Here is a 17,866-nt window from a genome sequence, read left to right on the forward strand (position 1 = left end):
CGCGGCCGCGATGGCCGGCGGCGCAGCGGTCGGCGGCGGCGCGGTCACGGCCGGGCATGTCGCGGCGGTCGTCGCGGCGGCGGTCGTCGCCGGCGGCGGCGCGGTCGAGGTCAAGCGGACGCTCTCTCCCCCCTCTTCGAAGCCGGCCGCGATCGTCGTCAGAGGCGTCCGGCCGGCGCAGCCGCCGCTGCAGGCGGCGGCCGCCTCGGTGCAGGCGACCCCGGCGCCCGCGCCGGCCTCGGCGGCGGCGCAGCCGGGCTCCGGCAGCAGCGCGCCCGCCCCGCAGCCGGCGAAGCTGAGACTCGCGCAGCGCGGCAGCGGCTCGGTCGTCGCGGTCGCGACGCCGATCGCGACCGCGCCGAGAACGGCCGATCCGAACGTCAGCGGCGGTGCCGCCGCGCCGATCGACGGCGCGATCGAGGATCTGCCGCCGGTTGAGGAGCCGGAGCCGACGACGCCGATCGACACGACGCCGACGACCGGCACGGGCAGCGGCACGACGGGCAGCGGCAGCGGCACGACCGGAAGTGGCACCAGCGGCACGGGCACGAACGGGAGCGGCACCAGCGGCTCCGGCACGAGCGGCAGCGGCACCACGACCGCCCCGCCGACGACCGGCACCAGCGGCACCGGCAGCGGCACGACCGGTACCACGACGCCGCCCACCCCGCCCGCGACCGGCGCCACGACCTCGACGCCCGGCACGCCCGCCAGCTCCGGCGGCGCCCCCGCCGCCAGCAACACCACGCCGCCGCTGCGGCCGTAGCTCGCGCGGCGGTTCCCGCGCGCGCCGCCGCCCTCCCGCGTCGATCGCGGCCGGCGCCCACCGCGCGTCGCGCCTGACGGGCGGCGCGATCGGGGCACGCGACAGCTGTCGCGGCGGCTCGTCTCGGCGCCGCGATACGGTGCCGCGATGGACCCCCTGCTGCCACCGCTCGACCACGAGGAGCTGTACGTCCGGCGCGGCCCGCGCTCGGGCTTGACGACGATCGTCGCCGTCCACTCGACGGTCCGCGGCCCAGCGCTCGGCGGCTGCCGCGTCTGGAGCTACGACCACCCGGCGTTCGGCGTCCGCGACGCGCTGCGGCTGGCGCGGGCGATGACCTACAAGGCCGCCTGCGCCGACCAGCCGCTCGGCGGCGGCAAGGGCGTGATCGCGCTCCCGCCCGGCCTCAGACTGACCGGTGCGCTGCGGCGGGACGCGCTGCTCGACTTCGGCGAGACGGTCGACCAGCTCGGCGGCCGCTACGTGACCGCAGAGGACGTCGGCATCGGCAGCCGCGACATGCCGGTGATCGCGGAGGCGACGAGACACGTCTCCGGCCTCGCCACCCGCCTCGGCGGCTCCGGCGACCCGAGCCCCTTCACCGCGCTCGGCGTCGAGGCGGCGATCAGGACGACGCTCGGGCAGGCGTTCGACGGGGACGGCTCGCTCAGCGGCCGCACGATCGCCGTCATCGGCCTCGGCCACGTCGGCTCGCGCGTCGCGCAGCGCTGCGCGAGAGCGGGTGCGAGACTCGTGCTCGCCGACGTCGACCAGTCCAAGCGCGCGCTGGCGGAGAAGCTCGGGGCGAGATGGACGACGCCCGCGAGAGCGCTGACGGCGAAGGTCGACCTCGTCTCCCCCTGCGCGCTGGGCGGCCTGCTCGACGAGACGGTCGTGCCGCGGCTGCGCTGCGCGGCGATCGCCGGCGCGGCCAACAACCAGCTCGCGACCGACCACGTCGCCGGCATGCTGGCCGCGCGCGGGATCGTGTGGGCGCCGGACTTCGTCTGCAACGCCGGCGGGATCGTCAACATCGCCGTCGAGCTGGAGCCGAGCGGCTACGACGCCGCCGTCGCGCGCAGACGCGTGCGCGCGATCGGCGACACGCTGGCGGAGGTGTTCGCCGCCGCGGAGGCGGAGCGCGTGACGCCGCTCGACGCCGCGCTGGTGCTCGGCGAGCAGCGGCTCGAAGCGGCTCGCGCCGCCTGACGCCGCCCACGCGCCGGGCGCCTCGCCGCGTCTGACGCCGCCCGCTGACCCCACCCTCCCCCGCCCCGTCCGCGATCGGATACGTTCGTGGCCGGGGAAGGGGAGCAGAGGTGGACGAACGACGCGCCGAGCTGAGCGGGAGCGTGGTCGGCGGCGTCGAGGCCGCCGGCGACGTCGTCGTGCGCTGGGAGGCGCTCGGGCCCGCCGTCGCGGCGCGGCTGGCGCCGTCGCTCGACGCGGTCGTCGACGACGTCGTCGCCGCGGTCGTCAGCGGCGACGTGCCGCGCGAGTGGATCGTCGGCAGACCGAACGCCCGCCACGGCGTCGAGCACGGCGTCCGCGGGCTGCTGGCGGTGATCTCGCGCGGGCCGCACGAGCAGCTGCCGGGACGCGGCCTCTACGTCGGCTTCGGCCGCGGCCAGCTGCGCGCCGGCCGCTCGCTCGCCGGGCTGCTGGCGGCCTACCACCACGCCGCGCGCGAGACCTGGCGGGCGCTCGCCACGGCCGACGGCGCCGCGGTCCTGCCGCAGGAGACGCTGCATGCGCTCGGCGACGCGATCCTCGCCTGCCTCGCCGAGATCTCCGCCGCCTCGGCGGAGGGCTTCGCCGGCGAGCAGGCCGCCCGCGGCGACGACCGCGACGCCAGCCGCCGGCGGCTGCTCACCGCCCTGCTGCGCCTGCCGGCGCCGTCGCAGCAGGAGCTGGCGCGCCTCTGCACCGCCGCCGGCTGGCCGCCAGGCGCCGCCCGCGCCCGCCTGCCGAACGGCGACGCCCTCGCGCCGCGCGCGACGTCCGACGCCGCGCCGCTCGTCGCCGCGCTCGCGTTCGGGCGGGCGGAGCCGGGCTCGCTCGCCACCCGCCTGCCCGCCGACGCGCTGCTCGGCGTGCTCGACGACGGCTGCTGGGCGCTGCTGCCCGACCCCGACGCGCCCGGCCGGCCCGCGGCGCTGCGACGGCGGCTGGCCGGGCTGCGCGGGGCGCTCGGCCCGACCGTCGAGCTGGCGCAGGCGGCCGAGTCGGCGCGCTGGGCGCGGCTGGCGCTGGCGCTCGCGCGCGACAGCCCGCCGGCGCTCGTCGTCGCCGACGACCATCGCGTCGACCTGCTGCTGAGCGCAGCGCCGGCGCTCAGCAGCCGGCTGGAGCGGACCGCGCTGGCGCCGCTGGCGACGCTGCCGGCGACGACCCGCGAGCGGCTGCTGGAGACGCTGGAGGCGTGGCTGCGCCATCGCGGCGCAGCCAGCCTCGCCGCCGCCGAGCTGCACGTCCACGCGCAGACGGTCCGCTACCGCGTCGGGCGGCTGCGGGCGCTGCTGGGCGAGCGGCTCGACGACCCGGAGGGCCGGCTCGAGCTGGAGCTGGCCCTCCGCGCCCGGCGCCTGCGGCTCGGCCCTAGCCGATGACGCTGCGCACGAGCGGCGTGTAGCCGCTCGCGTGGCCCGTTCTGTTGGGGTGGAACGACTCCCCGGTGGAGAGGATGTTGAGCCCGTTCAGCCATGCGCTGCTGGAGCAGACGGCATGCCCGGTGAACGACGGGATCGCGCTTCTGTAGCTGAAGCCGTAGGCGGCGGCGCGGCTCGCGATCGTCGAGTCGAGCAGGTCGGCGACGCCGTTGAGCTGGGTCCGCTCGCTGGCGTCGATGCCGGTCGTGCCGGCGCAGCTGGAGCTGCTGAAGAGGCGCGGGTAGCCGAGCACGGCGACTCTCGCCGACGGCGCCTGTCTCTGGATCGCCGAGTAGACGGTGTTGAGCTTGCCCGGCAGCGTGTTTCTGATGTAGGTGATCGCGTTCGCGATCGCGCTGGAGCAGCCTATGGTCACGCACGACGTGACGACGCTGGAGAAGCCGGCGTCGTTGCCGCCGATCGTGATCGAGACGAGCGCAGTCGACGCCGTCACCGACGAGATCTGGTTCGCCATCACGTCGTCGGTCTTCGCGCCCGAGCAGGCGACGAAGACGAGGTCGGTGTTCGCGCGCTGTCTCGACGCGAGGTACGGGTACGCGTAGGTGCTGCGCTGACACCCTGAGTTGAGCGTGTACGAGCCGGTGCCGGTGCCTGACGAGTACGAGTCGCCGAGCGCGACGTAGCGGTCGGCGGCGGCCGCGCTGCCGGCGGCCGCGCCGGCGATGGCGACGGCACAGACGAGCGGCGCGACGCCGCGAAGGACGTTTCGCATGATGTTCTCCCCTCCTGCTGTGGTGGTCGGCGGGCCCGGGCCTGCCCTGCGGACGGGAACGAACCTATCTCAGCGCCAGCAGGCGAATCTCTGCATTGCGCGACAAAGTTCGAGCGGTCGCCTGTTGCGAACGCTCAACTTTCGGTGTGCTGACCGACGCGGCCGAGCGGCAGCGGCCACGGAGGCCGCTCCACGCCGGCCGGCAGCCGCCCCTCCTCGTCGAGCTTGTCGAGGTGGGCGGCGAGCGTCACCGTCGCCGCCATCCGCAGCGCGGCCGGGGCATCGGCCCAGACGCTGTCGAGCAGTTCGTCGACCGTGCGGTCGCCGGCGGCGAGCGCGGCGAGCAGCATCCGCTCGCGCTCCAGCCGGTGGGCGGCGGAGTCGCGCAGCTTCGACTCCGGGTCCTCCACGAGCGGACCGTGGCCGGGCGCGATCAGCCGCAGTCTCAGCGTCCGCAGCCGCTCCATCGCCCGCAGGTAGCCGCGCAGCGCGCCCGGCTCGGGGATCAGCAGCGTCGAGCCGGCGCCGAGCACGACGTCGCCGCTGAAGCCGATCGGGCCGAGCACGTAGGCGAGGTGGTCGGGCGAGTGGCCGGGCGTCGCGACCGCCGTCAGCGGCCCGAACGCGGCGCCGTCGGCGAGCGTCACGTCGACCGCCCCGCGCGCGGCGGCGACCGGCGCCGGCCCGCTGCGCGCCAGCAGCCCGGGGACGCCCTCGGCGTGGTCGGGGTGGTCGTGCGTCAGCGCGATCCCGCCGAGCCCGCCGCGCGCCGCCAGCGCCGCGGCAAGCGCGTCGAGGTGGGCGTCGAGCGCGGGGCCGGGGTCGATCACCCAGGCCGGGTCACGGCCGACGATCCAGCTGTTGGTGCCGGTCAGCGTGAACGGCCCCGGGTTGTCGGCGCGGACCTCGGCGACGTCGTGCCGTGCGAGCAGGTCCACGCCGGCGGCCATCAGCGCGGGTCGAGACGGTAGACCGGCCCGCTCTGCGAGATCACGTAGACGCGGCCCGAGAGGTCCTCGCCGAACGACGTGATCCCCGGCACTCTGATCCCGAGCGCGCGGTTGCCGCTCGCTCTCGGCCGCTTCAGCTTCGCCGCCATCAGCTCGCCCTTGCAGAAGTCGCCGTAGACGTACTGCCCTCTGAGCGAGGTCAGGCGCGGGTCGCGCACGACGTAGCCGCCGGTGACCGAGCAGCCGCCGCTCTTGTGGCTGTACTCCAGGACGGGGAAGACGACCGGTCTCGGGTTGATCTCGCGGTCGATCCGGTTGGTCCCCTCCCAGGCGCGCCAGCCGAAGTTGAGCCCGGCGCCGGGACCGGCGCCGCGGGCGCCCTTCTTCGGCACGAAGTCGATCTCCTCGATCTCGTTCTGGCCGACGTCGGCGATCGACAGGTCGCCGGTCTGGCGGTCGAACGAGAAGCGCCAGGGGTTGCGCAGGCCGTAGGACCAGATCTCCGGCTTGGCGCCGGAGCGGCCCACGAACGGGTTGTCGGCCGGCACCGTGTACGGCTTGCCGCCGCTCTTGCGCGGGTCGATCCGCAGGATCTTGCCGAGCAGCGTGTTGAGGTTCTGGCCGTTGCCGTGGGCGCCGTGGCGGTCGAAGGCGCCGCCGCCGTCGCCGATGCCGATGTAGAGCCTGTCGTCGGGGCCGAACAGCAGCAGGCCGCCGTTGTGGTTGGACTCCTCGTCGGCCTGCGTCAGGACCGTGCGGACGCTGCCGTCGGAGCGGTCCGGGCTCGACCCTCTGCGGAGCTCGACGACGCGCTCGTCGCCGGCTCTGTCGGTGAAGAAGGCGTACAGCAGGCCGCTCTGCTGGTAGTCGGGCGCGAAGGCGATCGACAGCAGGCCCTGCTCGCCGCCGCTGACGAGCCGGCTGGTCAGGTCCGCGAACGGCTGCGACAGCGTTCTGCCGTTGCGGATGACGCGGATCCTGCCGGGCTGCTCGACGACGAACAGGCGCGATCTGTCGCCCGGCGCCTGCGTGATCCAGACGGGGTTGTCGAGGCGCCCGACGCGGGTCAGCTTCACGCCTCTGGCGGCGGCCGTCTGAGACGTTGGCGCGGTCGCGCTCCCGCCTCCGCCGCCGGAGTCCGCGGCCGGCGTCGTGCTCGTCGAGGTCCGAGCGGGCGTGTCGCCGCAGGCGGTCAGCGCGACGACGGTCGCGAACGCGGTGCAGATGGAGGTCAGACGAGCGCGTCGGTACATGCCGACGAGGATGGCAGACGGTCAAGACGCGGGCCGCCGGGCCGACCACCCGGATGAGGCCCCGCCGCCGGTCGCAGCGCGGTGCGCCGCCTCCAACCGCTACGTAGAAGGAATCACCCCGATGGCCATCGCCTCTCCCCCTGCCTCCGCCGACACCTCCGGCGCGCCGCTCGACGTCGGCGACGCGCGCTGGAACGACCTGCTCGCGTTCTGCCTGCTGAACCGGACGGATCTGAGGCTGCTGGCAGAGGCCGCGCCGCCGGCGTCGCTGGTCGAGGGGCTGCCGGACGCCTTCTACGGCCATGTGCTGCAGCAGGCGGAGCTGCGCGAGATCATCGAGAGGAACTCGACGATCGACCGTCTCGCGCAGACGCTCAAGCGCTACTTCCGCGGCGTCTGGTCGGGCGAGTACGGCCGCGGGCGGATCGAGGAGATCGTCCGGATCGGCATAGTCCACGACAAGATCGACCTGCCGATCGGCGCCTTCATCGGCGCGATACTCCAGCTCGACCGCGTCGCGATCCCGTTCCTGATCGAGCGCCACGGCGACGACCCCGAGCGGCTCGCGCAGGCGCTGATCGCCTACCGCAAGCTGACGACCGCCGACGTCGCGGTCGTGACGCAGACCTTCATCGACGCGCGCGACCGCACGGTCGAGCTGGTCGACCAGCTCGAGCAGCAGACGCGGCGCGTCGCCGAGGAGCAGAAGGAGGTGACGACCGTCTCGCAGTCGCTGGCCGCGGCCGCGCAGCAGTCCTACGCCTCCGCGACCGAGCTGCACCGCACCTCCGGCGGGATCGCCGACCGCGCCGCCAGCGCCAGCGACTTGATGGCGCAGTCGGTCACGCTCGCCAGAGGCGGCGCCGACGTCACCAGCGGCACCGACCAGGCCGTCGGCGACATGCGCGAGGGCGTCGAGCAGATCTCCGAGCAGATCGCCGCGCTGACCGAGCAGACGCGCGAGATCTCCTCGATCGTCACCGGCATCCGCGAGATCGCCGACCAGACCAACCTGCTGGCGCTCAACGCCGCGATCGAGGCGGCCCGCGCCGGCGAGCACGGCCGCGGCTTCGCCGTCGTCGCCGAGGAGGTCCGCCGCCTCGCCGACCGCACCCGCAACGCGCTGCAGGACATCACGCAGCTGAACGCGAACTCGCTCGCCGCGATCGAGTCGGTCAGCGACGCCGTCGCGCAGACCGGCGACCAGGTCTCCTCGGTCGAGCAGCACGCCGGCGAGGCGCGCGACAGCTTCGAGGCGATCGACGGCGCGATCGGCACGACCGCCGGCTCGCTCGGCGAGATCGTCGCCGGCGTCGAGGACGTCTCGCGCTCGGCCGAGGAGCTGACCGGCGTCTCGCAGCAGGTCGCGACGATGGCGGAGCGGCTCGGCGCGCTCGGCGAGTCGCTCGCCGGCTCGCTCGACGACGCCCGCGCGCTGATCGAGGACGCGCGCCGCTAGAAGAGAAGCGAGGCGTCAGGCTCCCCCGAACCTGACGCCCCGCGCTGAGGAAGTTCCGGCACCGCGCCGCCGGCCGGCGGCGCGGGCTGTGCGCCTTACTGCTCAGGCCACGGCGCGAGCGCGACGAGGCCCTCCTGGCCGGCGGCCGCCCACAGCTCCTCGGCGACGTGCGGCGCCAGCGGCGCGAGGCACTGGATCGCCGTCAGCAGCGCGCTCTGCAGCGCCGCCGTATCGCTCGCGGTCAGCTCGCCCTGCTGTCTGATCACGCGCTGCTCGTAGTCTCTGATCCGCTCGACGAGCGTCATCACGTTGCGCGCCGCGCGGTGGGTCTCGAGCCCGTCGTAGTTCTCGGTGATGCGCCGCAGCGCGACGCCTCTCCAGTTGTCCAGGCGCGCCCGCAGCTTCGCCGAGCCCTCCTCCGGGTCGGGCTCCGGCACCTCGCCGACGCCCTCGATCCGCGGCAGCGCGTAGCCCCAGAAGGCGACCAGCCAGCGACGGCAGTACTGCAGCGCCTGGTCGGTCCAGGTCAGCACGTTGGTCGGCGCCGCGGCGTACAGCACCGCGAGCCGGACGGTGTCGGCGCCGACCCGCTGCAGCAGCTCGTCGGGGTCGACGACGTTGCCGAGGTGCTTGGACATCTTGCGGCCGTCGAGGTGGACCATCTCGTGCATCAGCACGCGCTCGTGCGGCTCGCCGTGCTCGATGTGCGGCAGCACGCCGACGTCGCGCAGCACCTTCGCCGTCATCCGCTGGTCGAACATCGAGCCGCCGCCGTCCGCGCCCCAGATCACCTGGTGGACCGGCAGCCAGCGCTCCATCTCGCTGTGCGAGAACATCGCGTTCTCGCGCTCGCCGGCCGGCGCCGAGAACGGGAACCACTGCCACAGGCCGTCGACGTGGCAGTCGAGCGTGTCGGTCTCGCGGCGGGCGGCGCCGCCGCACTGCGGACAGGTCGCGGCGAGGAAGTCCTCGCGCTGCGCGAGCACGTTGCCCTCGCCGGTCGGGCGCAGGTCGTCGGGCAGCCGCACCGGCAGCTGCTCCTCCGGCACCGGCACCGTCCCGCAGCTGTCGCAGTGGACGAGCGGGATCGGCGCGCCCCAGGCGCGCTGGCGTGAGATCGGGAAGTCGCGCGCCTTGTAGCGGGCGGCCTCGCGCACGCGCGGCGGGCCGGGCGGCAGCTTCCAGGCGAACATCGAGGCGCCTCTTCTGAGCCGTCTCGCGATCGCCGCGTCGGTGCGGTCGACCGACGGGACGCCGAGCACGGCGGTGCGGCCGAAGCGCGCGTCGACGGCCGGCGTGACGATCACCGGCAGCGGATCTCTGTAGCCGGCGATCCCGAGCGTGCGGCCGCTGTCGACGATCGGCACGTTGTCGGCGCCGCGCTCGTCGCGGGCGATGCCGCCGCTGCGGATCCGCGCCACCTGCGCGCGCACCTCGTCGTCGAGGATCCAGGCGTCGACGTCGGGATGGCTCGGCGACAGCGCGACGAACTCGGCGTCGTCGACATGGTCGGCGTGCGGAGTGAAGACGGTCAGCTGCGTGCCGTCGAGCGTCGCGCCGTCCAGCTCGACGCCGTCGACGCGGCCGAGCATCGTTCTCTGGGCGCCGACGGCGGCGGGGTTCCAGCCGCCGAGCAGCTCCATCCCGCGCTCGTTCTCCTCCAGGTAGCGGCTGATGCCGAGGTACCACTGCGAGCGCTCGACGAGCCGCGTCGGCTCATGGCAGCGCCAGCAGGCGCCGTCCTCGACCTGCAGGCTCGCGAGCACCGTCTTGCAGTTGTCGCACCAGTCGACCTGGCCCTCGGCGTGGTAGACGAGGCCCTCTCTCAGCAGCAGCAGGAACAGCCACTGCGTCCACTTGTACAGCTCGGGCTTGCTCGTGACCCACTCGCGCTCCCAGTCGAACGAGTAGCCGAGCCGGTCGAACTGGTCGCGCATCCGCGCGCGGCACTGCTGGACCCACTCGTTCGGCGTCAGCTGGTTCTTGATCGCGCCGATCTCGGTCGGCAGGCCGAAGGCGTCGAAGCCGATCGAGAACAGCACCGAGCGGCCGCGCGTGCGCAGGTAGCGCGCGTACGCGTCCGATATCGAGTAGCTGCGGATGTGGCCCATGTGGGCGCTGCCCGAAGTGAACGGGCAGGCCGAGAAGATGTACGCCGGCTGCTCGCCCTCACTGGGCGGCGGCGTGCGGAACGCTCCCGCCTCGCGCCATGCCTCCTGCCATCGCGCTTCGATCGCGGCCGGCGTGTAATCCGGCGTAACGCTCTGTGAGGCCATCGTCCCCCCAAAAAATGTCGGCCTTGCTGGTCGGCAACCGAAGTGATTCACCCCAAATCGACCGCAACACGGCGATCTTCACCTCGACGAGAGGTGATCTTCGGCTTTCTGAACTCCATGATCCATCAAGAACTTCTATGCGCCCGACGGGATTCGAACCCGCATCTTCCAGGCCCTAAACCTGGAGCTCTTGAGCAAACTGTTCGACGATGTACGCCCAAGGCGAGGGCCGCTTGCGCGGCATCAGCCACCGAAACGGGGAAGATTTGGTCTCGATCCCTTCGGCTTGAGGGCTGGCGCACGCCTTTGCGCACGGGTCTATTGAGTTCACCGTTGACCAGTTGAGCTACGGACGCTCGCATGAAACGGGTGAGCCGCGCCGTGTCCCCCGGACGGCTCGAAGCGAGTATAGGCAGGCCGTCTCGCGGAAGTCAATTGCTGGCCGGTTCGGGCGCGGACACCGCATAACAACGTGAAAACAGATCGGAAACACCTTCGTCTTGCAACGCCTCCGAGCGGCCTGTAGGCTCGCCCTCAGGTGCTGTCGAAGGGGGACTCCGGCGGCACCCTCATCCGTTGCACTGACCCATCCGGCGAGCGCCGAGGTGCAATTAACCCATGTCATCGTTCACTTCAACGAGCGACGGCGTGCGCGCGGCCGAACGTCTGCGGCCGACCGTGCGCGTCTTCGAACTGCACGGACCCGGCGCGATCCGTGTCGGCCATCGGCCGCTGCCGCCGCGCGGCGCGCTGCTGCGCGTCGAGACGACCGGCGTCTGCGGCACCGACCACCACATCTGGGCGGGCAAGATCGAGATCCCGCTGCCGCAGCTGCTCGGCCACGAGGTGATCGGCCGGATCGAGCGCCTGCCCGACGGGCACGCGCTCGTCGCGCCGGGGCCGCTGGCCGTCGGCGACCGCGTGCTGATCGCGCCCGGCGTGCCGTGCGGCGACTGCGCCGGCTGCACGGGCGGAGACCGCTGCCTCGACCGCCCCTGCTACGGCCTGACGATGAGCGGCAACGGCCTGACCGGCGGCTTTGCGCCGTACATGACGCTGCTGCCCGGCACGCGCCTCTTCCCGGTGCCGGACGGGCTCGCGGCCGAGCGGGTCGTCTTCGCCGAGCCGATGGCGTGCGTGCTGAGCGCGCTGCGCAAGGGCTTCGGGCCGCGCTACGTGCCGGCGGGGCTGAACGGGCTCGTGCTCGGCTTCGGCGTGATCGGCCTCTGCGCAGCGGTCGCGATCGACGCCGCCGGCGGCACCGCGACCGTCGTCGAGCACGACCGCACGCGCCGCGAGCTGGCCGCCGCGCTCGGCTTCGAGACGGTCGCGAGCGTCGAGCAGGCGGCCGAGCTGGCGCACGAGCGCGACGGCTTCCCGCTCGTCGTCGACGCCGCCGGCACGCCGGCCGCGTTCAAGAGCGGCCTCTCGCTGCTGGGCTGGAGCGGGACGCTGATCGAGATCGGCAACTTCGCCGACCTCGGCGAGATCGCCGTCAGCCCGAGCGACATCTGCCTGCGCGACCTGCGCGTCGTCGGCAGCGGCGAGACCTTCTACGAGGACTTCGCGCCCGCGATCGCGCTCGTCGGCTCGACCGCCGTCGACCTGACGCGGGCGATCACCGACGTCCACCGCTTCGACGCGCTCGGCGATCCGGCCGAGCTGTTCACCGTCCGTGCCGCAGGAAAGGCGATGGTCACCTTCTCATGACACCCACCGCGTTCGGCAATGGAAACGGTGCCCACCCACCCACCCCACGCCACCATGCGCGCCCGATAGGCGCGCAGGTCCTCCTGCTGACCCCGTTCACCGAGGACGGCGAGGTCGACGAGCGCTCGCTCGCCTCGCTCGTCGACTACATCATCGACGGCGGTGTCGACGGGATCATCGGACTCGGCACGACCGGCGAGTTCTTCACGATGTCGGTCGAGGAGCAGGCGGCGTTGATGACGACGCTGACGAAGATCGTCGCCGGCCGGCTGCCGATCACCTTCGGCGTCGGCAACAGCGCGACCAGCGTCTCGGTCGCGCTCGCCAAGCACGCGCAGGCGCTCGGCGCCGAGGGCGTGATGGTGCAGCCGCCGTACTACTTCGACCACACGGTCGCCTCCGTCGAGGCCCACTTCGCGGCCGTCGCGAGCGCGATCGACCTGCCCGTGATGCCGTACGACGGCGGCGGCGGGATCGAGCTGAGCGTCGAGCGCGTCCGCCGGCTGCACGAGCAGTCGCCCAACGTCCGTTACGTGAAGATGTCGATCGTCGACCCGGCGAAGGTCGCGGCGATGCGCGCGGGCGCGCCCGAGGTCGAGGTGCTCGTCGGCGACGAGAACATGCTGTTGATGGGGCTGCGTCACGGCGCGATCGGCTCCTCGGTCGGCTGGAGCAACGTCGACCCGAGCGCGATCTCGCGCGTCCACCGCCACTTCGAGGGCGGCGACCTGGAGGGCGCGCGGACGGTCCTGCTGCGCGAGGTCGTGCCCGGCGTCTCGCCCTGCATCACGGCGAAGAACGGCTGGATCCGCAGCTACAAGGAGATCCTCTTCGCCAAGGGCGTGATCGCCTCGCCGGCGACGCGGCTGCCGCTGACGCCGCTGGACCCGATCCGCAGAGAGGAAGTGCTGGCCGCGATGCGCGAGCTGGCGATCGTCTGATGAGCCGCTGCCGGCTCGCTCTATTCGATCTCGACGGCGTCCTGGTCGACTCGCGGGACGCAATGGAAGAGGCGTGGGAGGCGGTCCAGCGCGACCTCGGCGTGACGGTCGGCTTCGCCGCCTACTTCCGCGAGATCGGCCGCCCCTTCGCCGACATCATGGAGCGGCTGGGGCTGAGCGACGAGGCGGAGGAGATCGAGCGCGTCTACCGCGCGACCGCGCTGCGGACCGCGCCGCGCGTGCCGGCCTTCGACGGGATCGAGGAGGCGCTGGAGACGCTCGCGATCGCCGGCGTCAAGCTCGGCGTCGTGACCTCGAAGGCGCGGCCGCAGACCTACTGGACGCTGTCGCAGTTCGACGTCCCGTTCGAGACGGTCCAGACGCCCGAGTCGCGCCACCCCGGCAAGCCGTCGCCGTGGCCGCTGCTGATCGCCGTCAACGAGGCGCGCGTCGACGTCGAGGACGCCGTCTTCATAGGCGACATGGACGTCGACTGCGCGGCCGCGCGCCATGCCGGCATGCGCTTCCTGCACGCCGCCTGGGGCTACGGCGCACGCCCGGCCGGCGCCGCGCAACTGCAGACGCCGGCCGAGATCGGCGGACTCGTGCGCTACGACCGGCTCGAAGCGGCCTGAGAGGCGGCGCCGGGCGCGCCGCCTCCGCTGACGCTCGCTAAGCGGGCGCGCTCGTGAGCGCGTCGGCGTGCGCGGCGAGGAAGTCGGCGACCGAGGTCGGCGCGCGGCCGCTCAGCTGCTCGACGACGTCGGTCCGCGTCTCCAGCAGGCCGGTGCGGATCGCCGTGCCGAAGCCGGCGAAGACGCTCGCCAGCGGCGCCGGCACGCCGCCGGCGACGAGGCCTTCGGCGAACGCCGCGTCGTCGACGTCGACGACCGCGACCGGCTGGCCGGAGGCGGCCGACAGCGCCGCCGCCAGCTCCGCCTGCGTGACGAGCGCCGGGCCGGTCACGTCGAGCGCCTCGCCGACGTGGCCGCCGTCGGCGAGCCAGCCGGCGGCCGCCGCGGCGCAGTCCTCGCGCGTGACATAGGCGATCTTGCCGGCGCCGGCGTTCGTGACGAGCTGGCCGCTGGCGACCGCGTGGGCGCCGCTGGCGAGCTGCAGGTCGGTGTAGAGCGAGTTGCGCAGGAAGGTCCAGTCGAGGCCGCTCGCCTTCAGCGCCTCCTCGGTCCCGAGGTGGTCGGCGGCGAGCGGGCCGGTCGGGTGATCTTCGGTCGGAGCGGGCAGCGAGGTGTAGGCGACGTGCTTCACGCCCGCGGCCTTCGCGGCGTCGATCGCGGCGCTGTGCTGAGCCACGCGGCGGCCGACGGCGTCAGTCGAGATCAGCAGCAGCCGCTCGACGCCCGCGAACGCCTCGGCGAGCGTCTGCGGCTGGTCGAAGTCGCCCGCGCGGACCTGCGCGCCGCGCGCGGCGAACTCGGCCAGCTTGTCCGGGTCGCGCGTGACGAGCACGAGGTCCGCGGGCGCGACGCCGCGCTCCAGCGCGAGCTCCGCCGTGCGGCGGCCGAGACTGCCGGAGGCACCGGCGATGGCGAGAGTGGTCACTGAACGGCTCCTAGGTTCCTATTTGATACTGAGGACATCTTCGGTCACCATGTCATGTCATGCAAGACGGCACTTTCTCGACACCGGGGCACACCGGGGGAACCGACCCCGGCGGCGCGCCAGGCCTGCGCAGCCACCTGATCGAATCGCTCGGCGAGCTGCCCTGGCCCGGTGCCTGCCCGGTCCGCGACGTGCTCGACCGGATCGGCGACAAGTGGTCGGTGATGGTGATCACGCTGCTCGGCGACGGGCCGCTGCGGTTCATGCAGCTGAAGCGCGAGATCGAGCTCGTCTCGCAGCGGATGCTGACGCGGACGCTGCGCGCGCTCGAACGCGACGGGCTGCTGACGCGGACCGTCCACCCGACCGTCCCGCCGCGCGTCGACTACGAGCTGACGCCGCTCGGCTACAGCCTCTGCGCGACGCTCGCCGAGCTGGTCAGATGGTCGTTCGCCCACAACGACGAGATCGCCGCCGCGCGCGGCGCGTACGACGCCTCTCACGCTCAGGTCGAGGGTGAGGCTTCGCGGGCGGCGTAGTGGTCTGATCCGTTGCGGCGCCTGCGATCGCGACGTGGGGGAGCGCGCCGTCGCGTCATGAAGACGAGACCCGTTCTCATTTTACGCTAGGCTGCCGTCCATGCCCACCTCACGCCTTCGCCGCGCCCTGCCGCTCGCCCTCCTCCCCGCCGTCGCCGCGCTCGCGGTCGGCTGCGGCAGCAACGACGACGGCGGCGGCACGGCGACGAGCGCGGGCGGCAGCGGCGGCGCCGGCTCGGTCAACGTCGTCGCCACCACGACCGTCATCGGCGACCTCGCCCGCGAGATCGGCGGCGACGCCGTCCACGTCGACCAGCTGCTGCAGCCCAACAGCGACCCGCACGACTACGAGCCGCGGCCGCAGGACGTCGTCGCCGTCTCGAAGGCGTCGCTCGTGTTCGAGAGCGGCGACGGGCTCGACCACTGGATCGAGGACGTCAAGGACCAGGCCGCCGGCAACCCGACGCTGGTCGACCTCGCCTCCGCGCTGCCGGTCCAGCGCAGCGGCGAGGACGAGGAGCACGACCATGCCGAGGGCGGCGACGAAGCCGGTCACGACCACGGCGACGGCGGCACCGACCCGCACTGGTGGCACGACCCGACCAACGTCGAGACGGCCGCCGACGAGGTCCGCGACGCGCTGATCAGAGCCAACCCCGACGGCAGAGCCGTCTACACCAGAAACGCCGCCGCCTACGTCGCCAAGGTCAGAGCGCTCGACGTCGGCATCAGACAGTGCCTCGGCCAGGTGCCGGCCGCGCAGCGCAAGCTCGTCACCGACCACGACGCGCTCGGCTACTTCGCCGACCACTACGGCGTCACGGTCGTCGGCGCGGTGATCCCGTCGCTGACGACGCAGGCGCAGCCGTCGGCCGGTGACGTCGACGCGCTCGCGAGAGTGATCAGACGTGAGGGCGTCAGAGCGGTCTTCCCCGAGTCCGGCGCCAACCGCAAGCTGCCGCAGGCGCTCGCGCAGGAGACCGGCGTCAGCGCCGAGTACCAGCTCTACGGCGACGCGCTCGGCCCCGAGGGCTCCGGCGCCGAGACCTACCTCGGCATGGAGGCCCACAACGCCGACGCGATGGTCAGAGGCTTCACCGACGGCGCCAAGAGCTGCACGATCGACGGAATCTAGTGGTGTGACCGGTTTCGTTTGCCGGGTCCGGCGCCGTCATCGTCGTGGCTGGCAAGGACGCAGATCCGAGGAAGACCGGGGTCTTTCGAGTGATCGAGGACGCCGCCAGGCGCGGCGAGGACAAGCCCGACCCGGCAAACGTTGCCGGTCACACCACCAGGCAAGGAGTACGATCGCCTCATGTGCATGCAGTGCATGGCCGGAGCGATGACCGCCACCGCGGGCGCCAGCGGCATCCGCGCCTGGCTCGCGACGCGCACCTACGGCTGGCTGACGCCGCGGCGGCTGAAGGCGATCACGATCGGCCTGATCGCCGTCGCGCTGCTCGCCTCGATGGTGCTCGTCAGAGGCTCGTCGCCCGCCGTCTGAGCGGCGCTCACGGCTCCAGCAGCCGCGCGCGCAGACGCTCCTGCGCGGCCCTGTCGAGCCCGAGGCCGTCGGCGAACCAGGCCTCGACGGTGCCGTGGCGGGCCTCCAGCTCGTCGATCCCCGCGGCCAGGTAGCCGGGCTCGACGCCGAGGATCGGGTGCAGCAGGTCGGGGTCGCCGCCGGCCTGCGCGAACTTCTGGACCAGCGCGGCGAAGCCGGCGAAGGCGAGCCGGTCGCTCAGCATGAAGTCCTCCAGCACCGTCGCCGCCGGCACCTCCAGCAGCAGCAGGAGCGCCGCGGCGGCCCAGCCGGTGCGGTCCTTGCCGGCGGTGCAGTGGAACAGCAGCGGCAGGTCGCCGGCCGGCGCGTCGGCGATCTCGCGGTAGAGCGACGCGAACGCCGCGGTCGCGCTCGGGAGCGTGATGAAGTTGCGGTAGGTCCGCTGCATCAGCTCCTGCACGACGCCGTCGCGGACCGCCTGCTCGAACCTCGCCGCCTCTCTCACCAGCCGCGGCAGCTGCGCCGGCGCCGACTGCGCGCTGTCGCCGAGCACGTCGGCGACGAGCTGGCGCGTGCCCGGCGGCAGGCGGTCCGGCAGCCGCTCCCGCTCGGCCGCCGTCCGCAGGTCGACGACCGTGCGCACGCCGAGCGCGGCGAAGGCGCCGAGCAGCTCGCCGTCGACGCCGTTGAGCTGGCCCGAGCGGTACAGCAGCCCGCTGCGGACGCGGCCGCCGTCGCGCGTCGGCAGACCGCCGGCGTCGCGCAGGTTCGGCAGCGCCGGCAGCGGCGGCGCGGGGCGCGGATCATCGGCGATCGACACCCGCGGCAGGTTAGATGACCGCCCGCTGCGCCGGCCCCGGGCGGCGCGGCGAGGTCAGGCGCGTGGCGCGGCGGCGGCCGCGGGCTCGGGCGCCGGGCCGAGCAGCTGCAGCTCGCGCGCGCGGCGGACGGCGGCGCGGCGATCGCCCGCGTCGAGCTTGCGGTAGATGTGCTTCAGGTGCGTCTTGACGGTGTTGACCGAGACGTACAGCTCGCTTGCGATCTCGCGGTTGGACATCATCGTCGGCAGGCAGCGCAGGACCGCCTGCTCGCGCTCGCTGAGCGGCTCGGGCAGCGGCAGCGGCCGGGCCTCGTCGCGCTCGAGCGCGTCGAGCAGCTCGCCCGCGAACGAGCGGTGAGCCGTGCCGGCGCGGATCGCCCGCCGCAGCGGCGCCCGCACCGCCGGCGCGTACGCCAGCAGCTCGTGACGGAAGCCGTCGGGCTCGGCCAGCGCGAGCGCCTGCTCGACCGCGGCGCGGGCGCCGTCGGGGTCGTCGAGCGCCTCGCGCGCGAGCGCCTCCGTCGTCCACAGCTCGACCGCCACGGCGCGCGGGAGGTCGTCGCCGGCGTCTGCCGCCTGGGCCGCGACGGTCGCGCGTTCCGGCTGGGGCGCTGCGCCCGCGCCCGCCGTCTCGGCCGCCGCGCTCGCGCGAGCCGGCGCGCCGCGCTCCGCCTGCGCCAGCCACGGCGCGATCGCCGCGCTCGCCT

Annotated in this window: 16 protein-coding genes, 1 tRNA gene and 1 pseudogene; 10 read left to right on the forward strand and 8 right to left on the reverse strand. The window is 73.7% G+C overall.

Translation table 11 applies throughout. The features are described 5' to 3' along the window. The 3 genes and pseudogenes from Q7L73_RS27485 to Q7L73_RS27495 form a co-directional block, all read left to right on the forward strand. Positions 1-766, forward strand: a pseudogene (locus Q7L73_RS27485) (hypothetical protein); the annotation flags it as partial. Positions 767-913: 147 nt separating this feature from the next. Further along, positions 914-1,975 (forward strand): Glu/Leu/Phe/Val dehydrogenase, encoded by a 1,062-nt coding sequence (locus Q7L73_RS27490; protein WP_304695545.1) that lies wholly within the window; start codon positions 914-916, stop codon positions 1,973-1,975. 110 nt (positions 1,976-2,085) lie between these two features. Then, positions 2,086-3,375, forward strand: a complete 1,290-nt coding sequence (locus Q7L73_RS27495; protein ID WP_304695543.1) for a helix-turn-helix domain-containing protein — start codon at positions 2,086-2,088, stop codon at positions 3,373-3,375. Here Q7L73_RS27495 and Q7L73_RS27500 read toward each other — a convergent pair. The 3 genes from Q7L73_RS27500 to Q7L73_RS27510 all read right to left on the reverse strand — a co-directional run bounded on the left by Q7L73_RS27500 (position 3,365) and on the right by Q7L73_RS27510 (position 6,350). Beyond that, a complete protein-coding gene (locus Q7L73_RS27500) occupies positions 3,365-4,147 on the reverse strand; it encodes an SGNH/GDSL hydrolase family protein (protein WP_304695541.1) in 783 nt (260 codons plus the stop codon). The genes Q7L73_RS27495 and Q7L73_RS27500 overlap by 11 nt on opposite strands. Before the next feature lie 134 nt (positions 4,148-4,281). Then, a complete protein-coding gene (locus tag Q7L73_RS27505) occupies positions 4,282-5,097 on the reverse strand; it encodes an MBL fold metallo-hydrolase (protein WP_304695539.1) in 816 nt (271 codons plus the stop codon). After that, entirely contained in the window at positions 5,097-6,350 is a 1,254-nt protein-coding gene (locus tag Q7L73_RS27510) for a sorbosone dehydrogenase family protein (protein WP_304695537.1), read from the reverse strand. Before Q7L73_RS27510 ends, Q7L73_RS27505 begins: the two co-directional genes overlap by 1 nt. 121 nt (positions 6,351-6,471) lie before the next feature. Here Q7L73_RS27510 and Q7L73_RS27515 point away from each other — a divergent pair, with 121 nt between their 5' ends. Beyond that, a complete protein-coding gene (locus Q7L73_RS27515) occupies positions 6,472-7,809 on the forward strand; it encodes a globin-coupled sensor protein (protein WP_304695536.1) in 1,338 nt (445 codons plus the stop codon). Positions 7,810-7,904: 95 nt separating this feature from the next. On the opposite strand, the gene Q7L73_RS27520 is transcribed toward Q7L73_RS27515, so the two are convergent. Continuing rightward, positions 7,905-10,085: a class I tRNA ligase family protein gene (locus Q7L73_RS27520; RefSeq protein WP_304695534.1), complete on the reverse strand. Its 2,181-nt coding sequence runs from the start codon at positions 10,083-10,085 to the stop codon at positions 7,905-7,907. A gap of 138 nt (positions 10,086-10,223) precedes the next feature. Then, positions 10,224-10,441: transfer RNA gene (locus Q7L73_RS27525), tRNA-Leu, on the reverse strand. Positions 10,442-10,703: 262 nt separating this feature from the next. On the opposite strand from Q7L73_RS27525, the gene Q7L73_RS27530 reads away from it, so the two are divergent. Genes Q7L73_RS27530 through Q7L73_RS27540 form a run of 3 tightly spaced genes read left to right on the forward strand, consistent with a single transcriptional unit; the run spans position 10,704 to position 13,371 of the window. Then, a complete protein-coding gene (locus Q7L73_RS27530; RefSeq protein ID WP_304695532.1) occupies positions 10,704-11,795 on the forward strand; it encodes a zinc-binding dehydrogenase in 1,092 nt (363 codons plus the stop codon). After that, entirely contained in the window at positions 11,792-12,736 is a 945-nt protein-coding gene (locus Q7L73_RS27535; protein WP_304695530.1) for a dihydrodipicolinate synthase family protein, read from the forward strand. The genes Q7L73_RS27530 and Q7L73_RS27535 overlap by 4 nt, the downstream gene beginning before the upstream one ends. After that, on the forward strand, positions 12,736-13,371 hold the full coding sequence (locus Q7L73_RS27540; protein WP_304695528.1) for an HAD family hydrolase: 636 nt from the start codon (positions 12,736-12,738) through the stop codon (positions 13,369-13,371). Before Q7L73_RS27535 ends, Q7L73_RS27540 begins: the two co-directional genes overlap by 1 nt. 37 nt (positions 13,372-13,408) lie before the next feature. On the opposite strand, the gene Q7L73_RS27545 is transcribed toward Q7L73_RS27540, so the two are convergent. Next, positions 13,409-14,296, reverse strand: coding sequence for an NAD(P)H-binding protein (locus Q7L73_RS27545; protein WP_304695526.1), 888 nt, complete (start codon positions 14,294-14,296; stop codon positions 13,409-13,411). 59 nt (positions 14,297-14,355) lie between these two features. On the opposite strand from Q7L73_RS27545, the gene Q7L73_RS27550 reads away from it, so the two are divergent. The 3 genes from Q7L73_RS27550 (at position 14,356) to Q7L73_RS27560 (ending at position 16,339) form a co-directional block, all read left to right on the forward strand. After that, a complete protein-coding gene (locus Q7L73_RS27550) occupies positions 14,356-14,835 on the forward strand; it encodes a helix-turn-helix domain-containing protein (protein ID WP_304695524.1) in 480 nt (159 codons plus the stop codon). Between the two features lie 100 nt (positions 14,836-14,935). Then, positions 14,936-15,970 carry a metal ABC transporter substrate-binding protein gene (locus Q7L73_RS27555; protein WP_304695522.1) on the forward strand — a complete coding sequence of 345 codons (1,035 nt, stop codon included), beginning with the start codon at positions 14,936-14,938 and terminating at the stop codon, positions 15,968-15,970. Between the two features lie 207 nt (positions 15,971-16,177). Next, on the forward strand, positions 16,178-16,339 hold the full coding sequence (locus tag Q7L73_RS27560) for a hypothetical protein (RefSeq protein ID WP_304695521.1): 162 nt from the start codon (positions 16,178-16,180) through the stop codon (positions 16,337-16,339). Between the two features lie 7 nt (positions 16,340-16,346). Here Q7L73_RS27560 and Q7L73_RS27565 read toward each other — a convergent pair whose 3' ends face one another. Further along, positions 16,347-17,159: a tyrosine-protein phosphatase gene (locus tag Q7L73_RS27565; protein WP_304695519.1), complete on the reverse strand. Its 813-nt coding sequence runs from the start codon at positions 17,157-17,159 to the stop codon at positions 16,347-16,349. A gap of 54 nt (positions 17,160-17,213) precedes the next feature. After that, positions 17,214-17,866 (reverse strand): helix-turn-helix transcriptional regulator (locus Q7L73_RS27570; protein WP_304715760.1); only part of this gene is annotated, 653 nt, incomplete at its 5' end.

This window comes from Conexibacter sp. CPCC 205762 (assembly GCF_030646155.1).
Lineage (GTDB): Bacteria > Actinomycetota > Thermoleophilia > Solirubrobacterales > Solirubrobacteraceae > Conexibacter.

Excerpts from the sequence above, each read along its gene's own strand:
- Q7L73_RS27490 (WP_304695545.1), top strand. The coding sequence starts at position 914 with ATGGACCCCCTGCTGCCACCGCTCGACCACGAGGAGCTGTACGTCCGG.
- Q7L73_RS27500 (WP_304695541.1), bottom strand. The coding sequence starts at position 4,147 with ATGCGAAACGTCCTTCGCGGCGTCGCGCCGCTCGTCTGTGCCGTCGCC.
- Q7L73_RS27505 (WP_304695539.1), bottom strand. The coding sequence starts at position 5,097 with ATGGCCGCCGGCGTGGACCTGCTCGCACGGCACGACGTCGCCGAGGTC.
- Q7L73_RS27510 (WP_304695537.1), bottom strand. The coding sequence starts at position 6,350 with ATGTACCGACGCGCTCGTCTGACCTCCATCTGCACCGCGTTCGCGACC.
- Q7L73_RS27515 (WP_304695536.1), top strand. The coding sequence starts at position 6,472 with ATGGCCATCGCCTCTCCCCCTGCCTCCGCCGACACCTCCGGCGCGCCG.
- Q7L73_RS27520 (WP_304695534.1), bottom strand. The coding sequence starts at position 10,085 with ATGGCCTCACAGAGCGTTACGCCGGATTACACGCCGGCCGCGATCGAA.
- Q7L73_RS27530 (WP_304695532.1), top strand. The coding sequence starts at position 10,704 with ATGTCATCGTTCACTTCAACGAGCGACGGCGTGCGCGCGGCCGAACGT.
- Q7L73_RS27535 (WP_304695530.1), top strand. The coding sequence starts at position 11,792 with ATGACACCCACCGCGTTCGGCAATGGAAACGGTGCCCACCCACCCACC.
- Q7L73_RS27540 (WP_304695528.1), top strand. The coding sequence starts at position 12,736 with ATGAGCCGCTGCCGGCTCGCTCTATTCGATCTCGACGGCGTCCTGGTC.
- Q7L73_RS27550 (WP_304695524.1), top strand. The coding sequence starts at position 14,356 with ATGCAAGACGGCACTTTCTCGACACCGGGGCACACCGGGGGAACCGAC.
- Q7L73_RS27555 (WP_304695522.1), top strand. The coding sequence starts at position 14,936 with ATGCCCACCTCACGCCTTCGCCGCGCCCTGCCGCTCGCCCTCCTCCCC.
- Q7L73_RS27560 (WP_304695521.1), top strand. The coding sequence starts at position 16,178 with ATGACCGCCACCGCGGGCGCCAGCGGCATCCGCGCCTGGCTCGCGACG.